Source organism: Stenotrophomonas maltophilia group sp. SKK55 (genome assembly GCF_057179845.1).
In genome coordinates this window covers 592,074-616,831 of the sequence record NZ_JBXUHP010000059.1, presented here as the reverse complement: position 1 = coordinate 616,831, position 24,758 = coordinate 592,074, and the positions used below count along the sequence as shown (strand labels likewise).

Sequence of the window (24,758 nt, the reverse complement as noted above, 5' to 3'; positions counted from 1 at the left end):
TTCGGCCGCCCTTGTCATGTGCGCCGTCAGCGGCTGCGCTGGCGGGCTTTCTTCTTGAAGGTTGCCTCGTCGACTGGCTCGATCTGCGACACGATGCAGCGGCTGGAATCGGTGTTCAGCTGGCTGCGGCCGGCAACGCACAGCAGGCCCTGCTGGCCGTCCGTGGCGAAGCTCAGTTTCCGCGAGTAGCCTGCCGCCGAGCAGTCGTCCTGGAAATGCACGACGTAGTGGTCCTGGCCATTGCGCAGCAGGACGTTGCGCGAGGCGCCGGCGCGCACCAGTTGCTGGTCGCTGCCCAGCTGGACGCAGTCACTGGGGGTGGAAAGGGTGTCGGCGGCGTGCACGGGCGCTGCGCTGGCGGACACGGCAAGGGCGACGAGCAGAACGGTCAGCGGGAGCATGTTCATGGCAGGGCAGGGGGATGGCGATCCGGACTGGACCGGGTCCCACGATGCCGCTACGGATGCAGATGCGAATCTGCCGCAAGCAGGGCTGACCGACGTCACGGTGAGTTCGGTCACGATGACCTCCGGCAGGGCCGGATTGCAGGCATGACAAAAGGCCAGCAACCAGGGCTGGCCTTGTCGAAGTGGCGCAGCGCGCCGACCGCTTACTTCATGCGGTAGGTGATACGACCCTTGGTCAGGTCGTACGGGGTCATTTCAACCTTGACCCGGTCACCGGTGAGGATGCGGATGTAGTTCTTGCGCATGCGGCCGGAGATGTGGGCGATGATTTCGTGCCCATTTTCCAGACGAACGCGGAAAGTGGTGTTCGGCAGCGTCTCGCTGACGGTGCCCTCGAACTCGATGGAATCGTCTTTCGACATGTAGTCCTGTGCGGTTCAGAAAACGGCCACGCTGGGCCTAAGGCGCGGTATTTTACGCGTGACCGGCGCTGCTTGCAAAGTTTGTGTTAACCCCCTGCCAAATCCCGTGCCGGCAGGCGTCCCACCGCCCGCGTCCAAGGTCCTTCACGGCCGTCATGGCGCACGGCCTGGCGCACGTGCTGCAGGAATTCCGCGCGCGGCAGGTGTTCGGCGCCCATGCGCAGCAGGTGCGGATTTTCCACCTGGGCGTCGATCAGCTCCCAGCCCCAGCCGTGAATCGTGGACGCCAGTGCCGCCAGCGCGATCTTGGAACCACCGCTGGCGCCACTGAACATGCTCTCGCCGAAGAACATCGACCCGATGGCCACCCCGTAGATGCCGCCGACCAGCGACTGACGGTCCCAGACTTCGAACGAATGGGCGAAGCCGAGGTCGTGCAACTGGCTGTAGGCCTCGACCATCGCCGGGCTGATCCAGGTGCCGTCCTGGCCGGGCCGAGGTGCCGCCGCACAGGCGCGCATCACCTGGCTGAAGGCGGTGTCGGCGGTGACCTCCCACGTGCTGCCGCGCAGCTGGCGGCGGAAGCGGCTGGACAGGTGCACGCCATCGGTGCGGAACACCATGCGCGGGTCGGGCGACCACCACAGGATCGGCTCGCCCTCGCTGAACCACGGAAAGATGCCGCCGGCGTAGGCGTTGAGCAGGCGCGCTGGATGCAGGTCGCCGCCCACGGCGAGCAGGCCGTCGGGCTGGCGCAGGGCGGTCTCGGCCGGAGGGAAGGCAGCGTCCGGCGCATCGGCCAGGCGCCAGGGCAGCTGGCGGGTCATGCCGGCATTGTAGTCGTCGCGGCCCCGCGCGAATGCCGCGGTAGCTGCCAACCTTGGTTGGCTGGTCACCCGTCCGCGCGAAATGGGCTGTGCCCCAGCAGCTCCTGCCGGTACCGACGCACATCACGCCGTTCCTGCCGGCACCACTCCTGCAACGCCTCGGAGAAATCCGCGTCGGCCACCCAGTGCCGGCTGCGTACCAGCGTCGGCAGGAAGCCTCGCGCCAGCTTGTGCTCGCCCTGTGCGCCCGGCTCGAAACGGCTCAGCCCTTCGCGCAGGCAGTATTCGATGCCCTGGTAGTAGCAGGCTTCGAAATGCAGGCCGGGCAATGTGGCGCCGCCCCAGTAGCGACCGTACAGCGTGTCACCACCGCGCAGGCAAAGTGCGCCGGCGATTGGCTGGCCTTCCTGCTCGGCCAGGAACAGCACCAGCCCACGCCCCAATGAAATGGCCAGATGGCGCAGGAAAGCCTCGGTCAGCGCCGGGGCATTGCCGTACTCAAGGAAGGTCTGCAGGTAGAAGCGATACATCGCTTGCAGATCGGCGCGGCCGGCGTCGTCGCCATGCACCACGCGGAAGGTGATGCCCTGGCGGGCGACCTTGGCCCGTTCCTGGCGGATGTTCTTGCGGTGCTTGTGGTTCATCGCGCCAAGGAACTGGTCGAATGTCGCCCAGTCACCCGGGTTCTGCCACTGGAACTGCACGTCCTCGCGCAGCAGCCAGTCATCGCCGAACAGCGCCTCGTCCGCTGCGGTGTGGAAATTGATATGGGCCGATGACACGGCCAGTGCCGGCAGTGCATCGCGCAACGCCGACAGCAGCGTGGTGCGCTCTGAATCGTGACGGGCCAGCAGGCGCGGCCCGGTGACCGGCGAGTACGGCACCGCGCCCAGCCACTTCGGGTAGTAGTCGCGGCCATGGCGGGCATAGGCGTTCGCCCAGGCATGGTCAAACACGAATTCGCCGTGGGAGTTGGTCTTCAGGTAGCCCGGAATTGCGCCGATCAGGCGCTCGCCCTCCCACAGCGTGAAGTGCCGGGGCTGCCAGCCCCAGTCCTCGCGCAGGCAGCCGTGCTGTTCCAGGCCTGAAAGGAAGGCGTGGCTGATAAACGGATTCTGGCCGTCGTGCAGGGCGTCCCAGTCGGTGGCGGGAATGGACTGCAGGGAGTCGAGGAAGCGGGTGGAGGGCATGGTTGGCAAGGATAGGCCAGGTGGATCGCGAACGGTGTTGGCGGGGCTGGGTTGGTTTGTTTCGGTTGGTGGTGAGGAAAATTTGAATTCTCCATCCGTGTGCGCTGTGTTGCGGAATGCCTGAATGCGAAAGGACAGAGTGAGCTGCGCCGCTGGAGCGGTGCATTCACTCTCTGCATGGAGTAGCCAAAATGAACCAGAAGCTTAGCCTTGGATCCCTTTCTGTTCTGCTGTCTCTCTTGGGCGGCGGACTGTTGATCAGCCCCGCGCAGGCCGTTGACGCTCCTCGTGCGGTGGAGCAGGACACTGGGCTCGACATCCTCTTGACCCAGAAGGCGCGCGACATTCTGGAGCGCGTTCGTCTTGTGGATGGCCAAGCTCGCAGTCGCCGGGTTGAGGTATCAGCAGATATCGCCAACGGTGTACTGACCGTGGCGCTGGATCGGGACTTCCTTCCTGCCGATTACGGGCCGTCGTTCGAGGATCAGCGAAGTGAGATCAGCTTTGGACTACTGCATTGGGCCGAGCAGATGGCGCCGTTCAGTCGTGTCGTTTTTCTGTATGACGGGAAAGAGATCGAATACTACTTTCCTGAGATAAAGGCTGCGGACGATGCGGCGCGGGAAGCGGGGGAGGCGCTGCGGCGGATGCGTGGAACGCCTGGGTCCGGGATGGCATTTGTCGCAGCCGGGCATGGGTATTTCTACAGCTACAAGGACAACCGGTGGGTGACCTCAAGGGATGAATGGAATGGCGTCTCCGAGGGGCTGTTGACTCCGTCGTACGCCGCAGACCTGAAGGCGATGATCGAGCAAAGGAGCCAAATGCCTGTCGTCCGTCCGCGCGTTCAGATCACGGGGACGACTCATCCGCCGAGTGGTGAGGAGTGGTGGACCATAGCTGCGCGCTACGCAATTGCGGAGCAGTATCCGGCCGAGACAAAGATATGGAATACGTACGCAGGCAGTACGCTTTGGGATCGGGAGGAGCGCGAAGACATCAATAGTCGGCCGCTTCTTGCAAACCACCACGGCGCTGAGGTGGCGATTCATCTGCACAGCAATGGAGAACCCACGGGGGCCGCGCGCGGTACTCGTGTGATCGTGCAACCTGGTAGGCCGATGGATGCTGCCCTTGCACAGAGCGTCCTGTGCTCTATGAAGGAGCTGATTCACTCGGTTCCGGTGTATGCCGATTTTGCGGTAGCCCCAGCTCCCCACGCTGAAAACAAAGGGGAGAATCGTGAGGCAAAGATGCCGTCAATCATTGTTGAGACGGCCTTTCATACCAATCCGGATGATGCCAAGGCCCTCCAGGATCCCGTCTTCCGCACCGCCTCCATGAAAGGCGTCGAGAAGGGCTATCGCCTGTGGGCACAGGGCAAGGCTTGTGAGCCTTTGATGCTCCACCCTATCCCCGATGTCGAGGTTCCGCTGCAGGCGATGCGCGAGCTGACAGTGGCTTTCGCGGGCAATCCCCAGTACCCCCTGGAGCTTGAAGTGGTCGTGGCAGATTGTGATCGGCCCGGATACTGCACGCCGTGGAAGGGCCGCTTTGAGGATCCGGATGCGCCGGTGAAGTTCGGAGTGAGCTGCTCCTCCACGGAGCCCGGCTCAGTCCGCTGGAATGTCCTGATGCGCGATGCGGACGATGTCGTCGCGGCGCCGGTGGCGTTCACCCAGTCCTGTGTCCGGGCCTGAGTGGTGCCTGGAGCGGGTAGTGGGGTTGCGAAAACGGGCGCTTGCGCGCCCGTTTTCCTTAGTCGAGCATGGCTCGACTCTACAGAAGCAGGTTCGCTTCTCAGCTGGCCTTGCCCTGTGCGTCCAGGTAGCGCTCGGCGTCCAGCGCGGCCATGCAGCCGAAGCCGGCCGAAGTGATCGCCTGGCGGTAGTGCTGGTCGGCCACATCGCCGGCGGCGAACACGCCTTCCACCGAGGTCTGGGTGGCGTTGCCGCCCAGGCCCGAGCGGATTTCCAGGTAGCCGTTGTTCATCGCCAGCTGGCCGTCGAACAGGGTCGTGTTCGGGTGGTGGCCGATGGCCACGAAGAAACCGTGGGCGTCGATGTCGCGGGTGCTGCCGTCCAGGGTGGACTTCACGCGCACGCCGGTCACGCCGGCGTCGTTGCCCAGCACTTCCTCCACTTGGTGGTGCCAGACGGTCTCGATCTTGCCCTCGGCCACCTTCCTGAACAGCTTGTCCTGCATGATCTTTTCCGCCTTCAGGGTGTCGCGGCGGTGGACCAGGTAGACCTTGCGGGCGATGTTGGACAGGTACAGCGCCTCTTCCACGGCGGTGTTGCCGCCGCCGACCACGACCACGTCCTGGTCGCGGTAGAAGAAGCCGTCACAGGTGGCGCAGGCGGAGACGCCGCGGCCCTTGAAGGTCTCTTCGGTCGGGATGCCCAGGTACTTGGCGGTGGCGCCAGTGGCGATGATCAGCGCGTCGCAGGTGTACTCGTGGCTGTCGCCGATCAGCTTGAACGGGCGCTGCGACAGGTCGGCGGTGTGGATATGGTCGAAGATGACCTCGGTTTCGAAGCGCTCGGCGTGGGCCTGCATGCGCGCCATCAGGTCCGGGCCCATCAAGCCGTGGGCGTCACCCGGCCAGTTGTCCACCTCGGTGGTGGTCATCAGCTGGCCACCCTGCTGCAGGCCGGTGATGACGACCGGCTTCAGGTTGGCACGGGCGGCGTAGACGGCGGCGGTCCAGCCGGCCGGTCCGGAACCGAGGATGACGAGGCGCTGGTGGCGGGAGGGCAGGCTGGTGCTCATGTAAACTCGCGAAAAGGTAGATGGGGCAAGGCGCTGGCGACGTTTGCGCAGCATCCTCGGCAGGTCATAGAGTGGCGGCTGGGGCAGGGCGATTCAAGCCGATGAACAGAACGCCGTCATCCAGCGGTGGTTTCGGCCCTGTCCGGGCCCGGTCAGAAGTCGCATAACTGAAAACTGACGCCGTCTCATTTATTATCAATCACTAACAGCGCATTCCAAAGGTATGGTCTAAGGTGGCGAAGCAGGTCCCCGAACGCTCCAAGTCCGACGACAGCAAGGCGTCACGTCGCACGGCCGCGGCGGCGACGACCGACAATCCACGCCGCCAGCGCCTGTGGCGCGACCTGGGCCTGATCGCCATCGCGCCGGCCCTGCTGTATCTGGCGGCCAGTCTTTTCACCTATTCAGCGACTGATCCGGGCTGGTCGCATACCGGCAGCGTGGTCGCGCCAGTGCACAACCTGGGTGGCCGCGCCGGCGCCTGGATCGCCGACGTGCTGCTGCAGCTGTTCGGCTACATCGCCTTCCTGTTGCCGGTGGTGCTCGGCGCGTTGGCGTGGATCGCCATGTTCGGCCTCAAGCGCGAGAGCAAGGGTGACAACGATCTGGACCCGGCGCTGCGCCTGGTTGGCCTGGTCGGCTTCCTGATTGCCGGCACCGGCTTCCTGCACGTGCGCCTGTTCAGTGGCGACGTCTCCAGCGCTGGCGGCATCCTCGGCAAGCTGGTGGGCAATTCGCTCACGGTGGGCTTCGGCGCGCTGGGCGCGAACCTGTTCGTGCTGGTATTGCTGCTGGCCTCGATCACCCTGGCCACCGGGCTGTCCTGGTTTACGGTGATGGAGAAGATCGGCCGTGGCGTGATGTCGCTGGCGCCGTTGCTGGAACGCAAGAAGGAAGAAGTCACCGAGTGGAAGCAGACCCGGGTGATGCGCGAGGAGCGCCAGGAAGTGCGCAAGGCCGACGCCGAGGTGCGCGCCAAGCGCGAGCCGGTGAAGATCGAGCCGCGTCCGGAGCCGGTGATCGAGAAGAGTGATCGGGCCAAGCGCGATACCCAGATTCCGATGTTCCGTGGCGTCAACGGCGATGGTTCCGACCTGCCGCCGCTGGCGCTACTGGATGATCCCAAGCCGCAGCCGAAGGGCTACGACGAAGAAACGCTGGAAACGCTGTCGCGGCAGATCGAGTTCAAGCTGAAGGACTTCCGCATCGATGCGCAGGTGGTCGGCGCCAACCCTGGCCCGGTCATCACCCGCTTCGAGATCGAGCCGGCACCGGGCATCAAGGTCAGCCAGATCAGTTCGCTGGACAAGGACATCGCGCGCGGCCTGTCGGTGAAGTCGGTGCGCGTGGTCGACGTCATCCCGGGCAAGTCGGTGATCGGCCTGGAAATTCCCAACGTCACCCGCGAGATGATCTTCCTGTCCGAGCTGCTGCGCTCGAAGGAATATGACAAGTCGGCCAGCGTGCTGACCCTGGCGCTGGGCAAGGACATCGCCGGCCGCCCGACCGTGGCCGATCTGGCGCGCATGCCGCACCTGCTGGTGGCCGGTACCACCGGTTCGGGCAAGTCGGTGGCGGTCAACGCGATGGTGCTGAGCCTGCTGTTCAAGGCCTCGCCGAAAGACCTGCGGATGCTGATGATCGACCCGAAGATGCTCGAGCTGAGCGTCTACCAGGGCATTCCGCACCTGCTGGCGCCGGTGGTCACCGACATGAAGGAGGCCGCCAACGGCCTGCGCTGGTGCGTGGCCGAGATGGAGCGCCGCTACAAGCTGATGAGCGCGGTGGGCGTGCGCAACCTGGCCGGCTTCAACAAGAAGGTGAAGGAAGCCCAGGACGCCGGCCAGCCGCTGATGGACCCGCTGTTCAAGCCGAACCCGGAGCTGGGCGAGGCACCGCGTCCGCTCGAAACGCTGCCGTTCATCGTCATCTTCATCGACGAATTCGCCGACATGATGATGATCGTCGGCAAGAAGGTGGAAGAGCTGATCGCGCGCCTGGCACAGAAGGCGCGTGCGGCCGGCATCCACCTGATCCTGGCCACGCAGCGCCCGTCGGTGGATGTGATCACCGGCCTGATCAAGGCCAACATTCCGACCCGTATCGCCTTCCAGGTCAGCTCCAAGATCGACTCGCGCACCATTCTCGACCAGTCCGGCGCGGAGACCCTGCTCGGCCACGGCGACATGCTGTACCTGCCGCCGGGTACTGCGCTGCCCGAGCGCGTGCATGGTGCGTTCGTGTCCGACGACGAAGTGCATCGCGTGGTCGAGCACCTCAAGGCGATGGGCCCGGCCGACTATGTCGACGGCGTGCTGGACGAAGTGCAGACGATGGGCGACGGCGTGGTCGTCGGCGCCACTGGCCTGCCCGAGACCAGTGCGGCCGGCGACGAGTCCGACCCGTTGTATGACGAAGCGCTGCGGGTGGTCACCGAGACCCGTCGTGCATCGATTTCCGGCGTGCAGCGCCGGCTGAAGATCGGCTACAACCGTGCAGCGCGACTGATCGAGGCCATGGAAGCGGCCGGCGTGGTCAGCCCGCCCGAGCACAACGGCGACCGCACGGTGCTGGCACCGCCGCCGCCGAAGTAAGACCCGACGTATCCCCCACGACGTCCAAGGAACCGACGCATGCTTCACCCCGTACCAAGCGCGCTGGCGCTGGGGCTGGCAGCCCTGATGGCTGCCGGCCCGGCACTGGCAGAAACCGCCACCTCCGCGCCCGCCACGGCGCCGCCTTCCACCAGCGGCGATACCGAAGCCAGCAATAATTTCAGCATTGTCCGTTACCGCGCCGACTACCAGGTGCGGCCCGATGCGGGCAATGTGCAGACCGAAACCTACGAAGTCCTGCTCAAGACCAAGGCCTCCGTCGAGCAGTTCAGCCAGGTGCGGCTGAGCTACAGCGAGAAGATGGAAACGCTGGAAGTGCTCGGCGCCTACACCATCACTGCCGACGGCCAGCGCCGCGACGTTCCGGCCGACCGTATCTACACGCAGGAGAGCTACTCCAGCGCTTCGGCGGCGATGTATGCCGACCGCAAGGTGCGGGTGATCGTGTTCCCGAACCTGGCCCCGGGCACGCGCCTGTACTACCAGGTGCGCCGCACCCAGGCCACGCCGTACTTCCCGGGCTATTTCGGCCTGTGGGAGACCTTCAACGTCTTCACCGAGTACGAGGACGCCGAGGTCACCCTGAGTGCGCCGGCCAACCTGCCGATGTTCGTCGACAGCCGCGGCGTGCAGGGCAGTGACCGGCCGACAGTGAAGAATGGCCAGGCGCAATGGCGCTGGCGCTACCAGCGCCGCGAGGCGATGCCGGCGCAGAACTGGTCGGCGGCGGGCTGGGAGTTCGGCCCGAACATCATGGCCAGCACGTATCGTGACTGGTCGCAGATGGGGCGCGCCTACCAGCTCAAGGCGGGCCCGGCGGCCGAGGTGACCCCGGCGCTGCAGGCGCTCGCTGATGAGATCACCGCCGGCATCAGTGACCGCCGCGAGCAGGCTGACGCGCTGTATCGCTGGGTGGCGCAGAACATCCGCTATGTGGCGGTGTACCTGGGCAACGGCGGCCTGGAGCCGAACAGCGCGCAGAGCATCCTCGACAACCACTACGGTGACTGCAAGGACCATGTGACGATCCTCGAGGCGCTGCTGGCGGCCAAGGGCATCGCCAGCTCGCCGGTGCTGATCGGTGCGGGGGGCGGCCCGACGCTGCCGAAGATTCCGGTGCTGGGCCGCTTTAACCACGCCATCACCTACATCCCCGAGTTTGATCTTTACCTGGATTCGACCACCGCGTGGGCGCGCTTCGGGCAGTTGCCGGAAGGTGACCTGGGTGCGCCGGTGATGCGTACCCGTGATGCTACGCTGGCGCGTACCCCGGCCAACACGCCGGAGCGCAATGCCACCTCGATGGAAGTGCGATTCACCTTCGACGCCGACGGCAACCTGCGCGGCGAGACGATTCCGAAACTTGGCGAGAACGCCGAGATCGGCATGCGTGCGCAGTTCTCCCAGCTCAACGCTCAGAACCGTGCGCGCGCTGAAGAGCAGATCATGGCCTCGTCCGGTTTCGATGGGCGAGGGCAGCTGCAGATCCAGGGCGTGCCGGTCGACCTGACCCGGCCGTTCGGCTACCGCATGGCGTTCCAGGCCGAGGACTACGCCGATTTCAGCGTGGCCGGCGGCATGGCCGTGCCGGACCCGCCGGGTGGCGAGTCGGTGCGTGGCTTGTACGCCACCGCCTCGGCGCCGGCCAACGAGACGCCGTTCTACTGCAATGCCAGCCTGCGCGAGGAAACCTATCGCCTGCAGTTCCCGGCCAATGCGCCGATCATCGCCATTCCGGCCAGCCAGCGCTTTGCCAATGCCGCTGGCGAATACCGGGTGGACTGGAGCCGCGAGGGCCAGGACGTGATCGTGCACCACCGCTTGCGGCAGAACGCGGTGCGTGGGCCGGAGGCGCTGTGCCAGCCGCAGGACTACCCCGCGTTCCGCGCGTTGTACCGCGAAGTGCGTCGCGGTTTCCGCGGCCAGGTGCTGTACGGCAAGCTGCCGGCATCTGGCGGCTGAATCGCCGATGGACGTTCAGGGCGGCATAATGTCGCCCTGATCGCCCATTCATCTTTCTCCGGGCACACTGGCAACCACCTTTCCTGGCGCCCGCGCCCACAGGATTTCCGTATGAACTTCCGCTTCCGCCGTTTCCTTGCCACCACCACGCTGGCCGTGGCCTGCGCCGCCGCCGGCAGTGCCTGGGCTGGCGCTCGCGATGACCTGAAGACCTTCACCAGTGGCCTGAAGGGCCTGGACGGACAGTTCAGCCAGCAGGTGTTCGACAGCCGCGGCAAGGTGAAGGAATCGACCAGTGGCCGCGTGGCCCTGTCGGCGCCGCGCCTGTTCCGCTGGGAATACGTGCGCCCGCACGAACAGCTGATCGTGGCCGACGGTAAAAAAGTCTGGATGTACGAGCCGGATCTGGAGCAGGCCACCGTGCGCGAGCAGGGCAAGGAAGAGCAGAACAGCCCGCTGACCGCGCTGATCAACCCGGCGCTGCTGGAACAGCAGTACGACGTCAGCGAAGAGGCCGCGCAGCGCGACGGCCTGCAGTGGCTGTCGCTGTCGCCGAAGCGCGAGACCGAGGCCAGCTTCCAGTACGCCGCGCTGGGCTTCAATGCGCAGGGCCTGGCCAAGATGGAAATCACCGATGCGGTTGGCCAGCGCACCGTGATCAGCTTCAGTGGCTGGAAGCGCAATCCAGGCTTTGCTGCCGGCACCTTCAGCTTCACCCCGCCGAAGGGCACCGACGTTATCGGTAACTAATCCGGGTTCCGGGCATGGCCCGGCGCTGCCTGCTCTGATGGGTGCCAACCGTTGGTTGGCGCTTGGGATATGCCGGCCAGCGGCCGGCTCATCCGTTGTCCGGATGAACGATCACCTGCCACGCGGTGCCATCAAATCGAATCAGGTCCCAGGGCGTCAGCACCCACAGCACGCTACCGACGGAACTGATATCAACAATCGTTGCATCTCTCAGTTCTTCGGGGATGCCTTCCAGCAAGGGTTCAACTAGGCCGGTTTCTAGACTGTACACGTAGAGGCCGCCACTCTCCGAGCCGATGTAAACCTGTTGCTTGTACTGGCACACAGAGTTGAAGTTGATGCCTTCGCCGACCTCGTGGTGCAGGCACTCGAATCCAGTGGAGATGTCGCCCGTAACGATGGTGCCGTGCATTCCTACAAGGACGAGGCGGCCCTGGTCGGTCCTGCAAGCATGAAGCAGCTCCGCAGTAGTGACTTGTTCGGGCAGGGTCCAGCACGAGCCATCCCAGTGTGCAATCAGGCCTTGGGAGCCGATTGCGTAGAGGTCAGCAAAGCCCGTTCCGCAGAGGTCGTTCACGCTGCCCACGCGGAACTCAGCGAGTAGCTGGTTGAATCGCTCATCCTCCCGGACATGGATCATGTGGGCGCGCCAATCGGCGAATCTCCGGCGAAGCTCTGCGTCGCGTTCCATCGGATCTCGAGGAAGTGCTGGAGCATCGCCCAGTTCGAGCAGGTGGCCGAAATCTTCGAGCCAACTGTCGAAGTCATCCAGATCCGACTCGTCTTCGTCCTCCTCGCAGAAGGCAGTCGCGAATTGGGTTGGAAGCTGCCGCCATCCGCCGTCGCCCCGATGATGGATCTGTCCTCTTGTGCCCGCGCAGAAAAGGGCGTCGCCAAGCAGTCGCAAACGGGTAAGACCTCCGGGGAAGTCGGCGCCTTCAGCCGAAACGTACTCGATCGTGGCCCCAGCACGGGAGTAATCTTCCAGCTGCCCATAGAAATCCAGCGCAAGCACACGACGGGGGCGACCGCCTTCTTCCTCTGGGACAAGCTCTGTGGACATGACCTGGAAGTCCTGCAGGTCATGGTAGAACCACTCCTCTTTGGGGGTGCGGCCAAAGACGAACATGCGGGTGGGTGGGCTGGGATCCGGGTCGTAGTAGTCATGCCCGGGGCCAAGGGCGGCAGCCAGATAGTAGATGTCCTCGTCGACAGCGCAGCCAGCAATGAACTCAAGGAGATTGGATTCGGGATCGCGCACGCTTGGGTCCTGGATAGCTGGGTCTCTCGAATTTTCAGTCGCTGGAAACAGTAGGCGGAACTGCCCAGTATGGATTCCTGTTGAATCAGTGACTTATCGACGATGTGCTTGCGCAGCTACGGCTCATTTCCGACAGATTCTGGGGTTGCCGGCCAGCGGCCGGCACTACCGGAATCGTCGTCACCCTGTCGCGGTACAATGTGCGGGTGGCAAGACATCGTTCAACTTCCTTCCCCGGCCCCGATCTGCTGAGCGTTGATCGGGAGCACCTGCGCCCGCTGGCCGAGCGCATGCGCCCGCGCACCCTCGACGAAATGGTCGGGCAGAAGCGCCTGCTGGCGCCGGACAGCGCATTGCGCCGTGCAGTCGAATCCGGACGTGTGCACTCGATGATCCTGTGGGGGCCACCGGGCTGCGGCAAGACCACGCTGTCACTGCTGCTGGCCGAGTACTCCGATGCCGAGTTCCGTGCCATCTCCGCCGTGCTGTCCGGGCTGCCGGAAGTGCGTCAGGTGCTGGCAGAGGCCGCACAGCGCTTCGCCGAGGGCCGGCGCACCGTGCTGTTCGTGGACGAGGTGCACCGCTTCAACAAGGCGCAGCAGGATGCGTTCCTGCCGCACATCGAGCGCGGCACGATCCTGTTCGTCGGTGCCACCACCGAGAATCCGTCGTTCGAGCTGAACTCGGCGCTGCTGTCGCGTTGCCGCGTGCACGTGCTGGAAGCGGTATCACCAACCGATATCGTCGAAGCGCTGGAACGTGCGCTGGGCGACCGCGAACGCGGCCTTGGCGAGGAGGGCATCGAGGTTGCGCCCGAGCTGCTGCTGGAAATCGCCACTGCCGCTGATGGTGACGTGCGCCGCGCACTGACCCTTCTTGAAATCGCCGCCGAGCTGGCGGGCGGGGAGGGCGGTCGCATCACCCCGCAGACCCTGACCCAGGTGCTGGCCGACCGTACCCGTCGCTTCGACAAGGGCGGCGAGCAGTTCTACGACCAGATTTCGGCGCTGCACAAGTCCGTGCGCAGCTCCAACCCCGATGCTGCGCTGTACTGGCTGACCCGCATGCTGGACGGCGGTTGCGATCCGTCCTATCTCGCGCGCCGGCTGACCCGCATGGCCATCGAGGACATCGGCCTGGCCGATCCGCGCGCGCAGAGCATGGCGCTGGAAGCCTGGGACATCTACGAGCGGCTCGGTAGCCCGGAAGGCGAGCTCGCGTTCGCCCAGCTGGTGCTGTACCTGGCCAGCACCGCCAAGTCGAACGCGGGCTACGCCGCGTTCAACCAGGCCAAGGCCGACGTGCGCCAGAGCGGTACCGAAGAGGTGCCCCTGCACTTGCGCAATGCGCCAACCAAGCTGATGAAGGAGCTGGGCTATGGCGCCGAATACCAGTACGACCATGATGCTGAAGGTGGCATCGCGCTGGACCAGACCGGCTTCCCGGATGCGATGGGCGAACGGGTGTACTACAACCCGGTGCCGCGCGGGCTGGAAATCAAGTTGAAGGAAAAGCTGGATCGGCTGCGCGCCGAGCGTGAGGCGGCAAGGGCCGCTAAGGGTCGCTGAGCCCGTGCATGTGGCGGATACGTCAATCTGCGCCGATTAGGATCAGGTTGGTGTCTGTTGGATGAAGCCAGAGAAAGACTTCCTGCTTGCCTTTGTGAAAGCCGGACGAGCAGACCGCCTGCCAACCTTGGCCACAATTGACCTCGGGAAATCCGTAGACGGTAGGGTGAGAATACTCGCGTGGCGTCGCGACCCATCCAGCCTTTAACAGGAAACGGCGCAGCGTTTTGTAGTCCATTTCCCATTTCGCATCCATTGCTTTGAGCGCGGCAGGCATCGGAGACGGGTTTGCCTTGAGGCTGCCCATTATGTAGCCGGGCTCTATGTGTCCGGGTTCTGCTGAGGGCGGTGTGGACGTCAGGAGTAACGCGATAAAGATGCTCTTCATTTGCCTAGCGTAGTGATGTTGCTGAGCTGGTCAAATGGCGTTGACGCAAATGCCCCGTGAGGAACAAATGGGTCGCTTGAAGAGGCCCCCGGTAAGGCATTCGAGCATGGTTCGTCGCCACATTGTCCTGCGCGCCTTCATTTGGCACACTGCGCGGCTACTTTTTCAAGGATTGATGCCGTGCAGGAAATGATTCTGCCGTTGAAGCGTTACGCCCAGTTCGAGGGCCGTGCCAACCGTCGCGAGTACTGGATGTACCAGCTGTTCCTGTTCCTGGTCGCAACGGCAGTGATGCTGCTGGCCGGCGTGCTGGCGATCCTGCTGCGCAACAGTGCCGATGCGCTGGCCGGCATCCTGATCGGCATGGTGGTACTGCTATGTGTGATGTGGCTGGTCACGATCGTGCCGCTGATCGCGGTGACCGTACGCCGCCTGCATGACTGCAACCAGTCGGGCTGGCTGTTCCTGTTGGCGTTGGTGCCAGGCGGCGGGATCGTGATCATGATCTTCTCGCTGCTGCCGGGCACGCCGCAGGAGAACGTTTATGGTCCGGTGCCTTCGGGGCCGTGACGTTGCGTGAGTCGAGCATGGCTCGACGCTACAGAGGCAAAGAAAAGAAGCCGGCATCTTGCCGGCTTCATCTTTACTTGATGGTGCAATCGCCGAAGGACAGGTAATCGGTGCCCGAGCTGAACTGCAGCGTGCAGCTGGCGGTGAAGGTTGCGCCTTCTTCCAGTGCGCCCAGCTTGGCGGCCTGCTGTTCATCGTCCGTGGTCAGTCGGGCCAGGACATTGCCCTGGTCGTCGCCGGCCTCGATCAGCGGCTCGCCCGCCAGGTTGCTGGAAACGCCCAGTGCAACGGCAGTGAATGTCACCGTCTGGTTGAGTTGGTCCATACCCAGTGACGAATTGCCGGCTTCTTCAAAGGCCTGGTAGAGCGTTGGCAGGTCCTGTGCGGCGTGGGCGGCGAGCGGGGCGAGCAGGCCGAGGGTAAGGGCGATCAGTGCGTTGTGCTTCAAGGGTTCTCACAATCATGGGATCCAATCCCATGGTGTTTGTGTGCAGATGAACGCGACCCGGATGGCGGCAAGTACCCGCCATCCATGGCTGCGCTGGAAGCGGGGCGATCCAATGCCCCGATGGGCCGCAAAATAGGGGAAGTGCTGCCCCTTGCGCAAGCCGGGCATGCGCGCGCGTGATACACAGTGTGACGTTTGATCGATGTGATAATCATTCGCGTTTAAGGTAGACTGCGGTCCCCTGTGAACCGGCGGCCATCGGCCGCTCCTGCCGCCGCTGATGAAGCATTTCGTCCCGCCTTTGCGCCGTGGTCCACTGGCCCGCGGCATGGTTGCCTTGATGATGGGTCTGCTCCTGGCCACTCCGTACGCCAATGCGCAGCAGCGCAATCCGCTGCAGAAGATCGGCCACACCGTGCTGGACGAGCCGGCGGCCAGCTATCGCTTTGAACGTTTCGTGGTGGACAGCCCGGACCAGCAGCGCCGTTGGCGGGTGAACCTGGCGATTCCAGCCAGGGCCGGCAAGACCCCATCCCCGGTGCTGTACGCGCTGGATGGCAATGCCGTGGCCATGGTGCTGGACCAGCCGCTGCTGGCCGAGCTGGCCGCGCGCAAGGCGCCGCCGGTGCTGGTGCTGATCGGCTACGACAACGACCTGCGCATCGATTCCAAGGCGCGTACCCGCGACTACACCGCGTGGATCGACCGTGCCGACGACGAGAGCGGCACGACCCAGGCCGTCGGCGGCGGCGCTGCGGCTTTCCTGGATGTGATCGAGCGCCGCATCAAGCCGGAGGTCGAGCGTCGCGCACGCATCGATACGCAGCAGCAGGCGCTGTGGGGCCACTCGCTGGGTGGGTTGTTCGTGCTCAATGCGCTGTACACCCGTCCCGCCGCCTTCCAGTCCTATCTGGCGGCCAGTCCCTCGCTGTGGTGGAGCCAGGGCGCGGCGCTGGGTGATCCGGAACAGCAGTTCGTGCAGAACGTGCATGGCCAGCCGGCAAAGCTCTGGTTGATGCTGGGCGGTGCCGAGCGTGTTGGTGATCGTGGCAAGCGCGACCTGAGCAATCCACGTGTAGTCGCGCACCTGCGCCGCATTGGCGGTGCCACGCCGGATGCGGCGATGCAGTTGTCCGAGCGGCTGGGCAGGGTGCCGGGCCTGAGCGTGCAGTACCGCGAGTTCGATGGCCTCGGCCACGGCCCGATGCTGCCGGCATCGTTCCACGCTGCGCTGCATGAACTGTATGGCGTGTCCGACCGCAGCGCCGGCGACGGCGCGCCCAGTGGCGGGGACAGTGCCGCCGAATGAATGCCTTCGCACGCCATGCCGTGCGACCCCACTACCCAGGCGAGGCTGCCGGCGTGCAGCGGCCCAGGCAACCGATGAATCCCGCGCCACGCGGCGCGGCCTACGTGTGCAAGGAGCCTGCCATGTCGTTCCGTCCGTCTTTCCGCCTTACCTCTCTCGCCGCCGGTCTGCTGCTGGCGGTGACCGCCACCGCGCAGCCGGTGTTCGACCAGCCGGCCAACGCCACCTTCAAGGGTGAGGTTGTCTCGCGCGGTGAGAACGTGGTGCCCGGCAGCACTGCCGACGTAGTTGGTCGTGGCTTCGTGCCGGGCCAGAAGGTCAGCCTGCTGCGTGGCGACAGCGTGCTCAACACGCAGCCGCTGGAGGTCGATGCCGATGGCAACTTCAAGACCCAGCTGAGCATTCCGGCCGATGCGGTGCCGGGCACCCACCCGGTGGTGGTGCGCGCCAGCCAGCCGGCTGCGGCCACCGTGCTGAAGCTGCGCGTGTCGCCGCAGCTGCCGCTGTCCGGCCAGGCGCAGTTCGCCACCCAGTCCAACAAGCTGGTGCCGGGCCTGTACCAGTCCGCTTACAGCGCCGCCAGCAATGCGGTGTTCGTGACCTCGGCGGTGGGCCGTCCGCCGGTGACCCAGTCGCAGTTGCTGAAGCTGGACCCGAAGTCGCTGAAGGTGACCAGGGCGATCACCCCGGCGCAGGTGCCGGGCAGCACCAACGGCGCGGTCTATGCGGTCTACGGTGTGGGCGTGGATGACATCAATGGCAATGTCTGGGTGACCAATACCCGCCAGAATTCGATTGCGGTCTATCGCCAGAAGGACCTCTCGCTGGTCCACCAGTTCCCTGTCGACACCGTGCCGCATGCGCGCGACGTGGTGGTCGATGGCACCCACGGCAAGGTGTTCGCTTCGGCCACGGGTGAGGACCACCTGTCGGTGTTCGATGCGAAGACGTTCAAGGAGCTGCCGCCGGTGACGCTGGAGTCCGGCGTGGATGATGGCAAGTTCACGCCGATGAGCCTGGTGCTGGACGAGAAGGGTGGCAAGCTGTTCACCGTCAGCATCGGCACGCCGGAGGCGGCGGTGATCGATGTGGCCAGCGGCAAGGTCGACAAGGTCATCGACCTGGGCAATTCGATCAGCGCCTCGGGCGTGGCCTTCGACGCAGCACGCAACCGCCTGTACGTGGCCTCGCAGGGCACCGACAACCTGCTGATCGTCGATGTGGCTTCCGGCAAGGTGCTGCATGACGTGCCGGTCGGTGCCGGCGCGCTGAACGTCGCCTTCGATGATGCCTCCGGCCTGGCCTATGTCAGCAATCGCGGCGCCGGTACGGTCACCGTGGTGAACGGCGACGGCAAGGTGGTTGCCAACCTCGATGGCGGCACCCTTCCCAACCATGTGCGTGCCGATGGCAAGGGCAACGTGTTTGCGGTGAACAAGTCGCGTGGCGCCGAAGATCCGAAGGGTGACCGCATCACCCGCATCACCCCGAAGCAGTAAGTCACAGGGCAGGGCGGCCTGCACGTCGCCCTGCCAGCAAGGAGAACGAGCATGAACATCGCGTCCCGTCTGCGCCTGTGTGCGCTTCCGTTGGCTGTTTCGCTGGCGCTGTCTGCCTGCAGTGGCTCGTCAACGCCGTCGGATGGCCACAAGGCCGCCGAGCCGCCCGCCGCAACCGCCGCTGCGGACACCGCGTTGCCGGCAGGCTGGCAGCGCGTGGCCGGTGCCGAACTGCCCTCCGTGCACGGCCAGAAGGCCGTGCTGCCGGCCCAGGTGCATTCCGACGATGGTGCAGACGTCGAGGTTGCCGACACCAGCCGCATCATCGCCGGGGGCGACGACGTCATCGCAGTGATCGAGGCACTGGGCCTGGGCCAGCAGGTGTACGCGGCACCGACCAACACCACCACGCAGGCCGGCCTGGCCGCGCCGCACCAGTTCCTGTTCAACCGCACCACGGGCGTGGAGGGCGTGCTGAGCCTGCAGGGCTCGCTGTTCCTCGGCAACAGCCTGCGCCGCCACACCGAGCTGGCGAAAAAGCTGCGCGAGGTGGGCGAGCCGGCGGTGGTCATCGATGACCTGCAGCCGGCGCCGGACAAGGTGCGCAAGGTCGCCGCCGCACTAGGGCTGGCCGAAGCGGGGCAAACACTGGCCACGCAGGTGCAGCGTCAGCTCGACGAGGCTGCAGCGATTGGCAAGGGCCTGGGCCATGCGCCACGATTGATCCACGTCTCGGCAACCGGCGCTGGCGGCTCGCCCACTGTTGCAGGTGCCGACAGCGCGTCGGCGCAGTTGATCGCCCTGGCGGGCGGCATCAACCTCGGTACCGAGGCCGGGGTGAAGAACTACTCGCAGCTGAGCAATGAGGGCGTGGTCGCGGCGGCACCGGAAGTGATCCTGGTGACCGAGCATGACCTGCAGCTGTTCGGCGGTGCCGAAGGCCTGTGGAAGGCGTACCCGACGCTGAAGCAGACCCCGGCTGGGCAGGCCAATCGGGTCTGGGTGATGCCGGATGTGCAGCTGAAGTACACCAGTGTCGGTTCCGGTGCTGGCGCACTGGCGCTGGCCAAGGCCCTGGCGGCGTTGCCCAAGGCATGAGTCCGGCGGATCGGCGCCGCCGTCGCGGGCGGACAATGTTGCTGGTGGCGTTGCTGGCACTGCTGGGTGCGGTGCTGGCCTCGTTCGCTGTGGGCCCGCTGCGGCTGCCGCCGCTGGAGGTGATGCAGGCATTGGCGGTGAAGCTGGGCCTGCTCGATCCGCAGGCGGTCAGCAGCCGCGATCTGGCGGTGGTCTGGCAGCTGCGCATACCGCGTGCCCTGTTGGGCGCGATGGTCGGTGCGTCGCTGGCGATGGCCGGTGCCAGCCTGCAGGGCCTGTTCGGTAACCCGCTGGCCGACCCCGGCATCGTCGGTGTCAGCCAGGGTGCTGCACTGGGTGCGGTGGCCGCCATCGTGCTGGGCGCCGCCGGTGCGGCGGGCTGGCTGGTGCCGGTGGCCGCGTTCGTCGGCGGTGCGCTGGCGATCGGCCTGACGTATGCGTTGGCGCGGCCTGGCAAGGGCAGTGGCAATGCGACGCTGCTGCTGGTCGGTATCGCGATGGCGGCCTTCTGTTCGGCGCTGATCGGTTTTCTCACCTATATCGCAAGCGAAAGTGAGCTGCAGTCGCTGGTGTTCTGGCAGATGGGCTCGCTGGCACGTGCCAACTGGGCCGACGTGGCCGCCGTGGTACCGCTGTTTGCCATCGGTGTGCTGGCGCTGCAACGGTTGGCAACGCCGCTGGATATGCTGGCGCTGGGCGAGCGCCAGGCCCAGCATCTGGGGCTGGATGTGACCCGCACGCGGCGTCGACTGGTGGCGTTCAGCGCGCTGCTGGTCGGGGCGGCGGTGGCGTTTGCGGGCTCGATCAGCTTCGTCGGCCTGGTGGTGCCGCACGTGGCGCGCCTGCTGGTGGGTCCCGGCCATCGCTGGTTGCTGCCGTTGTCCGGCCTGCTTGGTGCACTGCTGATCGTGGTGGCGGATACGGCCGCGCGCACGCTGGATCCGCCCGCGGAGATTCCGCTGGGCCTGTTCTCGGCCGCGCTGGGTGCGCCGTTCTTCCTCTGGCTGGTGCTGCAGCAGCGCCGCAAGGCGGTGCCATGAGTGTGCTGCTGAAGCTGCACGATGTGGTGGTGCGCCGCCAGCAACGCGAGATCCTGCACGGCATTTCGCTGGCGTTCGAACCAGGTACGGTGACCGCACTGGTGGGCCCGAACGGTGCGGGCAAGTCCACGCTGTTGGCGGTCGCGGCCGGCGACCTGCGCGCCGATGCGGGCGAGGTGAGCCTGCTGGGCAGGCCGCTGGCCAGCTACAAGGCGGGGCCGCTGGCGCGCGAGCGCGCGGTAATGCCGCAGGAGCACGGCGTGCGTTTCGCCTTCAGCGTGGAGGAGGTGGTGGCGATGGGCCGGTTGCCGCACCCGCCGGACCCGATCACGGACGATGCCCGGGTGGAAGCGGCCATCGATGCCGCCGAACTGCAGGCGCTGCGCCTGCGCGAGGTTCAGCAGCTCTCCGGTGGCGAGTCCGCCCGGACCACGTTCGCGCGCGTGCTGGCACAGGACACCCCATTGCTGCTGCTGGATGAGCCCACTGCTGCGCTGGACCTGCGCCATCAGGAGCGCACGCTGCGCAGCGTGCGTGCCTGTGCCGAAGCCGGTGCGTGCGTGATCGTGGTGCTGCACGACCTCAATCTGGCCGCGGGCTATGCCGACCGCATCGTGCTGCTGGAGCAGGGCAGGGTCGCGGCCGATGGCACGCCGTTGCAGGTGCTGACCGAAGACAACCTGCGGCGCGTCTACCAGCAGGACGTGGTGGTGCTGGAGCATCCGCGGCGCGGGGTGCCGCTGGTGGTGGTGGCCTGAGCGAAAGTCCGCCCGGTTGCTCCGGGTATCATGGCGGCTTCGTTTTCTTCAATGGACTGATGCCATGTTCCGCACCGTTACCCGCAGCGTGCTGCTTGCCGCGATGATTGCTTCCGTTTACGCAGCCCATGCAGCGTCGACCTCCCAGGTTTCGCTGACCAACGCGGCCGAGAATGCCTCGCTGATCGAAACCCGGCATTCCAGTGGCGACGGTGCCGCAGTGACGTCGATGAAGACGCAGTACTTTGCCAACGAGGAAATGTCGGTGAGCTGGGACGACCAGCAGGTGCTGGTGCTGTGCAGTGAAGCGGCGTATCTGCAGATTCCTGCCGCCAAGCTCAAGGCCGGAGCGCTGACTACCGAGCAGCGGCAGATGATCGTCTATCAGGCACTGATGTCCGGCTTGGGGGCTGTCGCGGGCGTTGCCGGGCCGGCAGGCGAGGTGGTGACCGTGGCGGATGACGGTAGCGAGACCCGCAGTGTTGGCGAGAACAGCTGGGCATACGGTATCGAGCGCTACGACGTGATCAGTCAGCGGCTGCCGGATGGTGCTCTTCGGGTCCGAACCCGTAAGACGGAAACCGTGAATACCACGCCGCCGGCGGGCCCGGACGACACATTCAGCACCGAGGATGATCAGGCGGCACGCCTGTCCGAGCTGGCGCCGGTGGGGAGCTGGATCGAGGTCGTGATTCATGGTGGCCCACGGCTGCCGCACGTGGACCCGGCGATTTCGTTGAAGGGCTGGATGTCGATGGGGGATGACCAGCCTGCAACAGTGGCCGAGGCGCGCAAGCTGCACGGCTGCAAGTGAGGGCTGCCAGGGGTCAGATCCCTTTGCTAGGGGCAAAGGGATCTGACCCCGATCGTTGTCGGCCTCATCGTTCCATTTATGTGCGCAATATTCACTTGCGCGCCAGATTGGCAGGTCTAGAATGCGCCCCATGAACCGGATGCCGCTCCTGAAGTTTTTCACCCTGACCCGCGCAAGTGCGGAACGGGCGTGTCTGCCTGGAGCTCCACAGGGCCGCTGAAGCGGCTATCGCTGGATCATCCACAGAGCGCCCTTCGGGGCGCTCTTTTCGTTTCTGCAGTTTCATTTCCCTAACCCGACGTACCGCAAGGAGAACGTGCCATGCACCAGATCGCCGAGACCGAACGCTAGCCGCGCACCCTGTCGCCAACCGGGGTGCGCGGCCCCCGTAGTTGGCTTTGCAGGAACCTATCTCATGAACACCCAAGTCCTTTCCCGCCGTCGCAACCTTGGCATCATTGCCCACATCGACGCCGGCAAGACCACGCTGACCGAACGCCTGCTGTGGAAAAGCGGCGAGATCCATCGCGTCGGCGAAGTGCACGACGGCAATGCGACCACCGACTTCTCGGCGATCGAGCGCGAACGTGGCATCACCATTGGCGCGGCCGCCGTGCAGGCGCAGTGGGCACCGCGTGATCTGCCGCCGCATCGGCTGACCCTGATCGACACCCCCGGCCACATCGACTTCGCCATCGAAGTCGAGCGATCCCTGCGGGTACTCGACGGCGCCGTGGCGGTGTTCTCGGCCGTGGATGGCGTGCAGCCGCAGTCCGAGACGGTGTGGCGCCAGGCGCGTCGCCATCACGTGCCGCTGATCGCTTTCGTCAACAAGATGGACCGCGTAGGCGCTTCGTTTGAACGCGTGCTGGTGCAGCTGCAGGACAAGCTGCGCGCGCGGCCGTGGGCGCTGGGCGTGCCGTTGGGCAGCGAAAGCGGCTTCAATGGCTGGGTCGATCTGGTCGATGAGCGCGTGCTGCAGTGGCAGGAGGACGGCGCAACCACGGTGACCCCGTGGGACGAAGCGGCGCGGGCCCAATGGCAGGCCCAGCGCGATGCGCTGGTCGAAGCTGTGGCCGATCATGACGAAGAACTGGCCGATGCCTGGCTGGAAGGTCGCGTGATCGATGCCGGGGCGCTGCGCGCGGCAATCCGCCGGGCGACGCTGGCAGGTGCAGGCGTGCCTGTGCTGGCCGGTGCTGCGTTCAAGGACAAGGGCATCGAGACGCTGCTGGATGCCGTGGTCGATTACCTGCCGTCGCCGCTGGATCGCCCTGCTGTCAGCGCCGAAAGCGATGAGGGCGAGGTGATGCTGCCGCCGGATCCGGACGGTCCACTGGCAGGCCTGCTGTTCAAGATCACCCACCAGCAGCACGGCGCGTTGAGCTTCGTGCGGCTGTACTCGGGCACCTTGAAGGTGGGCGACGCGGTGGCCAGTTCGCAGCATCCGCAAGGGCGGCGTGTCAGTCGCCTGGTGCGGGTGCAGGCCGACCAGACCCATGACATCGAGCAGGCCGTGGCCGGTGACATCGTCGCGGTACTGGGCTGGAAGGATGCGGTCAGTGGCGAGACGCTGAGCAGCCGTGCGCAGCCGCTGCGCCTGGAGAACATCCAGGCTCAGGCGCCGGTGCTGGCCTGGCGGTTGGAGCCGGCGCGTGCGGCGGACCTGATCCGGATGGCGCAGGGGCTGGCCAGCCTGGCCCAGGAAGACCCCTCGTTCCGTGTGGAAACGGACCGGGAAACGGGTGAAACCCTGGTCTGGGGCATGGGCGAGCTGCACTTGGAAGTGATGGTCGAGCGCCTGCGCAGCGAATGGAAGGTCGAGGTGGCCGTAGGTGCGCCACGCGTGGCCTACCAGGAGACGCCGATGCGCCCGATGACCGGTGTCGTCGGGCGGCTGGTCAAGCAGACCGGTGGCCAGGGCCAGTTTGCGCACGTGGTGCTGGATGTGGCGCCGCGCGACGACGACCTTGTCGTGTTCAACGACCGCATCGTCGGTGGCGTGGTGCCGCGCAGCTTCATCGCGGCGGTGGAGAAGGGCGTGCGTGCCGCGCTGTCGGAAGGTCCGCAGGGTCATCCGGTGGTCGGCATCGAGGTCAGTCTTGTCGATGGCCAGACCCATGCCAAGGACTCTTCGGAGATGGCGTTCCATCGCGCAGGCGCCGAGGCGATCAAGGCGGCGCTGGCCGAGGGTGGAACGCAGCTGCTGGAGCCGGTGATGGCGGTGACGGTGCATTCGCCGTCGGCGTCGGTGGGTGATGTGGTCGGCGACCTCAACCGGCGCCATGGCCGCATCGCCCGCATCGAGGACCAGGACGGTCGTGCCGAGGTCAGTGGTTTCGCGCCACTGGCGCAGCTGGTGGGGTACACCACCTCGCTGCGTTCGCTCAGCCAGGGGCGGGCCAGCAGTGAGGCGCACCTGCACGGCTATGAGCCAGTACGCGCGGCATGAAGAAGGCAAGGGGGCCCGTTCGCGGGCTCCCATTTTTTTGTCCGGGTTTCCGTATCCGCGCATGGCGTGGATCTACCGGGTGACCGGGTCGCGAGCTCTGCAGTAGATCCACGCCATGCGTGGATGGATCCGCACCGACACGGCAACATTGGCGCTGCATCGCACCAAATCTGTAGAAAAAGCTGGATTAAAGTGATGCCTCACGATAAATTGCGCACCCCCCGTTGCTCGCCGCCGCCCGCACCCCTCTCATGCGTGATGACAAAGACCCCGGAACCCTGGAGCTGACCCTGCCGCGCAAGCGCGGTCGTCCGCCCAAGTTCGGGTACGCGATGAGCGATGCGCAGCGGGCGGCGCGCTATCGTGCGCGCAGGGCAGGGCAGGCCAACCATGCCGACGTGCGTTCCTGCAGTGACATGGTGCTGCTGGACAAGATCCGTGCGGCGGTCAGTGCCCGCGACACCGAGCTGGCCGGTTTCCTGGTCCACGTACTCTGGCAGCGCTACCCCCTGCAGCTGAAATAGTTCGCCGGTGGGGTGGCCGTTGTCATCGAGCTTGTTGATAATGCGGGATTCAGGTTGTTCCCGCTGGCGCGCCCGGGATGGCAG

General features: G+C 65.5%; 22 protein-coding genes. 14 read left to right on the top strand and 8 right to left on the bottom strand.

All coding sequences use genetic code 11. The features are described from left to right. Positions 1–26: 26 nt before the first annotated feature. The 4 genes from AC2A1N_RS20960 to AC2A1N_RS20945 form a co-directional block, all read right to left on the bottom strand. On the bottom strand, positions 27–521 hold the full coding sequence (locus tag AC2A1N_RS20960) for a hypothetical protein (protein ID WP_484373377.1): 495 nt from the start codon (positions 519–521) through the stop codon (positions 27–29). Between the two features lie 89 nt (positions 522–610). After that, the gene (gene infA, locus AC2A1N_RS20955) at positions 611–829 is read right to left on the bottom strand and encodes a translation initiation factor IF-1 (RefSeq protein WP_005409596.1); all 219 of its coding nucleotides are present in this window, start codon (positions 827–829) and stop codon (positions 611–613) included. 86 nt (positions 830–915) lie between these two features. Next, positions 916–1,656: a leucyl/phenylalanyl-tRNA--protein transferase gene (gene aat, locus AC2A1N_RS20950; protein ID WP_061478734.1), complete on the bottom strand. Its 741-nt coding sequence runs from the start codon at positions 1,654–1,656 to the stop codon at positions 916–918. Positions 1,657–1,721: 65 nt separating this feature from the next. Next, complete coding sequence (locus AC2A1N_RS20945) at positions 1,722–2,846, bottom strand: GNAT family N-acetyltransferase (protein ID WP_242892555.1); 1,125 nt, start codon at positions 2,844–2,846, stop codon at positions 1,722–1,724. Positions 2,847–3,037: 191 nt separating this feature from the next. On the opposite strand from AC2A1N_RS20945, the gene AC2A1N_RS20940 reads away from it, so the two are divergent. Continuing rightward, on the top strand, positions 3,038–4,546 hold the full coding sequence (locus AC2A1N_RS20940; RefSeq protein ID WP_242892557.1) for an N-acetylmuramoyl-L-alanine amidase family protein: 1,509 nt from the start codon (positions 3,038–3,040) through the stop codon (positions 4,544–4,546). Between the two features lie 100 nt (positions 4,547–4,646). On the opposite strand, the gene trxB is transcribed toward AC2A1N_RS20940, so the two are convergent. Beyond that, positions 4,647–5,618 carry a thioredoxin-disulfide reductase gene (gene trxB / locus AC2A1N_RS20935; protein ID WP_005416486.1) on the bottom strand — a complete coding sequence of 324 codons (972 nt, stop codon included), beginning with the start codon at positions 5,616–5,618 and terminating at the stop codon, positions 4,647–4,649. A gap of 233 nt (positions 5,619–5,851) precedes the next feature. Here trxB and AC2A1N_RS20930 point away from each other — a divergent pair, with 233 nt between their 5' ends. From AC2A1N_RS20930 to lolA, 3 genes are all read left to right on the top strand, one after another. Continuing rightward, the gene (locus AC2A1N_RS20930) at positions 5,852–8,212 is read left to right on the top strand and encodes a DNA translocase FtsK (protein WP_061478684.1); all 2,361 of its coding nucleotides are present in this window, start codon (positions 5,852–5,854) and stop codon (positions 8,210–8,212) included. Positions 8,213–8,251: 39 nt separating this feature from the next. Beyond that, positions 8,252–10,195: a DUF3857 domain-containing protein gene (locus tag AC2A1N_RS20925; protein WP_242892559.1), complete on the top strand. Its 1,944-nt coding sequence runs from the start codon at positions 8,252–8,254 to the stop codon at positions 10,193–10,195. A 111-nt stretch (positions 10,196–10,306) separates the two neighbouring features. Continuing rightward, positions 10,307–10,945 carry an outer membrane lipoprotein periplasmic chaperone LolA gene (gene lolA / locus AC2A1N_RS20920; RefSeq protein ID WP_005413289.1) on the top strand — a complete coding sequence of 213 codons (639 nt, stop codon included), beginning with the start codon at positions 10,307–10,309 and terminating at the stop codon, positions 10,943–10,945. Positions 10,946–11,033: 88 nt separating this feature from the next. Here lolA and AC2A1N_RS20915 read toward each other — a convergent pair whose 3' ends face one another. Further along, positions 11,034–12,206 (bottom strand): hypothetical protein, encoded by a 1,173-nt coding sequence (locus AC2A1N_RS20915; RefSeq protein WP_242892561.1) that lies wholly within the window; start codon positions 12,204–12,206, stop codon positions 11,034–11,036. A 290-nt stretch (positions 12,207–12,496) separates the two neighbouring features. Here AC2A1N_RS20915 and AC2A1N_RS20910 point away from each other — a divergent pair, with 290 nt between their 5' ends. Continuing rightward, on the top strand, positions 12,497–13,774 hold the full coding sequence (locus tag AC2A1N_RS20910; RefSeq protein WP_227836677.1) for a replication-associated recombination protein A: 1,278 nt from the start codon (positions 12,497–12,499) through the stop codon (positions 13,772–13,774). A 22-nt stretch (positions 13,775–13,796) separates the two neighbouring features. Here AC2A1N_RS20910 and AC2A1N_RS20905 read toward each other — a convergent pair whose 3' ends face one another. Continuing rightward, entirely contained in the window at positions 13,797–14,081 is a 285-nt protein-coding gene (locus tag AC2A1N_RS20905) for a hypothetical protein (protein ID WP_134968258.1), read from the bottom strand. A 261-nt stretch (positions 14,082–14,342) separates the two neighbouring features. On the opposite strand from AC2A1N_RS20905, the gene AC2A1N_RS20900 reads away from it, so the two are divergent. Further along, positions 14,343–14,732, top strand: coding sequence for a DUF805 domain-containing protein (locus tag AC2A1N_RS20900; protein ID WP_010485830.1), 390 nt, complete (start codon positions 14,343–14,345; stop codon positions 14,730–14,732). 73 nt (positions 14,733–14,805) lie between these two features. Here AC2A1N_RS20900 and AC2A1N_RS20895 read toward each other — a convergent pair whose 3' ends face one another. Continuing rightward, complete coding sequence (locus AC2A1N_RS20895; protein ID WP_242892564.1) at positions 14,806–15,180, bottom strand: hypothetical protein; 375 nt, start codon at positions 15,178–15,180, stop codon at positions 14,806–14,808. 280 nt (positions 15,181–15,460) lie between these two features. On the opposite strand from AC2A1N_RS20895, the gene AC2A1N_RS20890 reads away from it, so the two are divergent. From AC2A1N_RS20890 to AC2A1N_RS20855, 8 genes are all read left to right on the top strand, one after another. Next, positions 15,461–16,489 carry an alpha/beta hydrolase gene (locus AC2A1N_RS20890; protein ID WP_242892569.1) on the top strand — a complete coding sequence of 343 codons (1,029 nt, stop codon included), beginning with the start codon at positions 15,461–15,463 and terminating at the stop codon, positions 16,487–16,489. A 122-nt stretch (positions 16,490–16,611) separates the two neighbouring features. Next, a complete protein-coding gene (locus AC2A1N_RS20885; protein WP_134970209.1) occupies positions 16,612–17,988 on the top strand; it encodes a YncE family protein in 1,377 nt (458 codons plus the stop codon). 51 nt (positions 17,989–18,039) lie between these two features. Then, positions 18,040–19,086, top strand: a complete 1,047-nt coding sequence (locus tag AC2A1N_RS20880) for a heme/hemin ABC transporter substrate-binding protein (protein ID WP_242892577.1) — start codon at positions 18,040–18,042, stop codon at positions 19,084–19,086. Further along, entirely contained in the window at positions 19,083–20,126 is a 1,044-nt protein-coding gene (locus AC2A1N_RS20875) for a FecCD family ABC transporter permease (protein WP_154350752.1), read from the top strand. Before AC2A1N_RS20880 ends, AC2A1N_RS20875 begins: the two co-directional genes overlap by 4 nt. Then, complete coding sequence (locus AC2A1N_RS20870; protein ID WP_061478677.1) at positions 20,123–20,884, top strand: heme ABC transporter ATP-binding protein; 762 nt, start codon at positions 20,123–20,125, stop codon at positions 20,882–20,884. The genes AC2A1N_RS20875 and AC2A1N_RS20870 overlap by 4 nt, the downstream gene beginning before the upstream one ends. Positions 20,885–20,948: 64 nt before the next feature. Then, positions 20,949–21,698 (top strand): hypothetical protein, encoded by a 750-nt coding sequence (locus AC2A1N_RS20865; RefSeq protein ID WP_242892580.1) that lies wholly within the window; start codon positions 20,949–20,951, stop codon positions 21,696–21,698. Positions 21,699–22,113: 415 nt separating this feature from the next. Next, positions 22,114–24,150: an elongation factor G gene (gene fusA / locus AC2A1N_RS20860; RefSeq protein ID WP_154350753.1), complete on the top strand. Its 2,037-nt coding sequence runs from the start codon at positions 22,114–22,116 to the stop codon at positions 24,148–24,150. Positions 24,151–24,401: 251 nt separating this feature from the next. Further along, positions 24,402–24,674: a hypothetical protein gene (locus AC2A1N_RS20855; RefSeq protein ID WP_005409616.1), complete on the top strand. Its 273-nt coding sequence runs from the start codon at positions 24,402–24,404 to the stop codon at positions 24,672–24,674. Positions 24,675–24,758 lie beyond the last annotated feature (84 nt).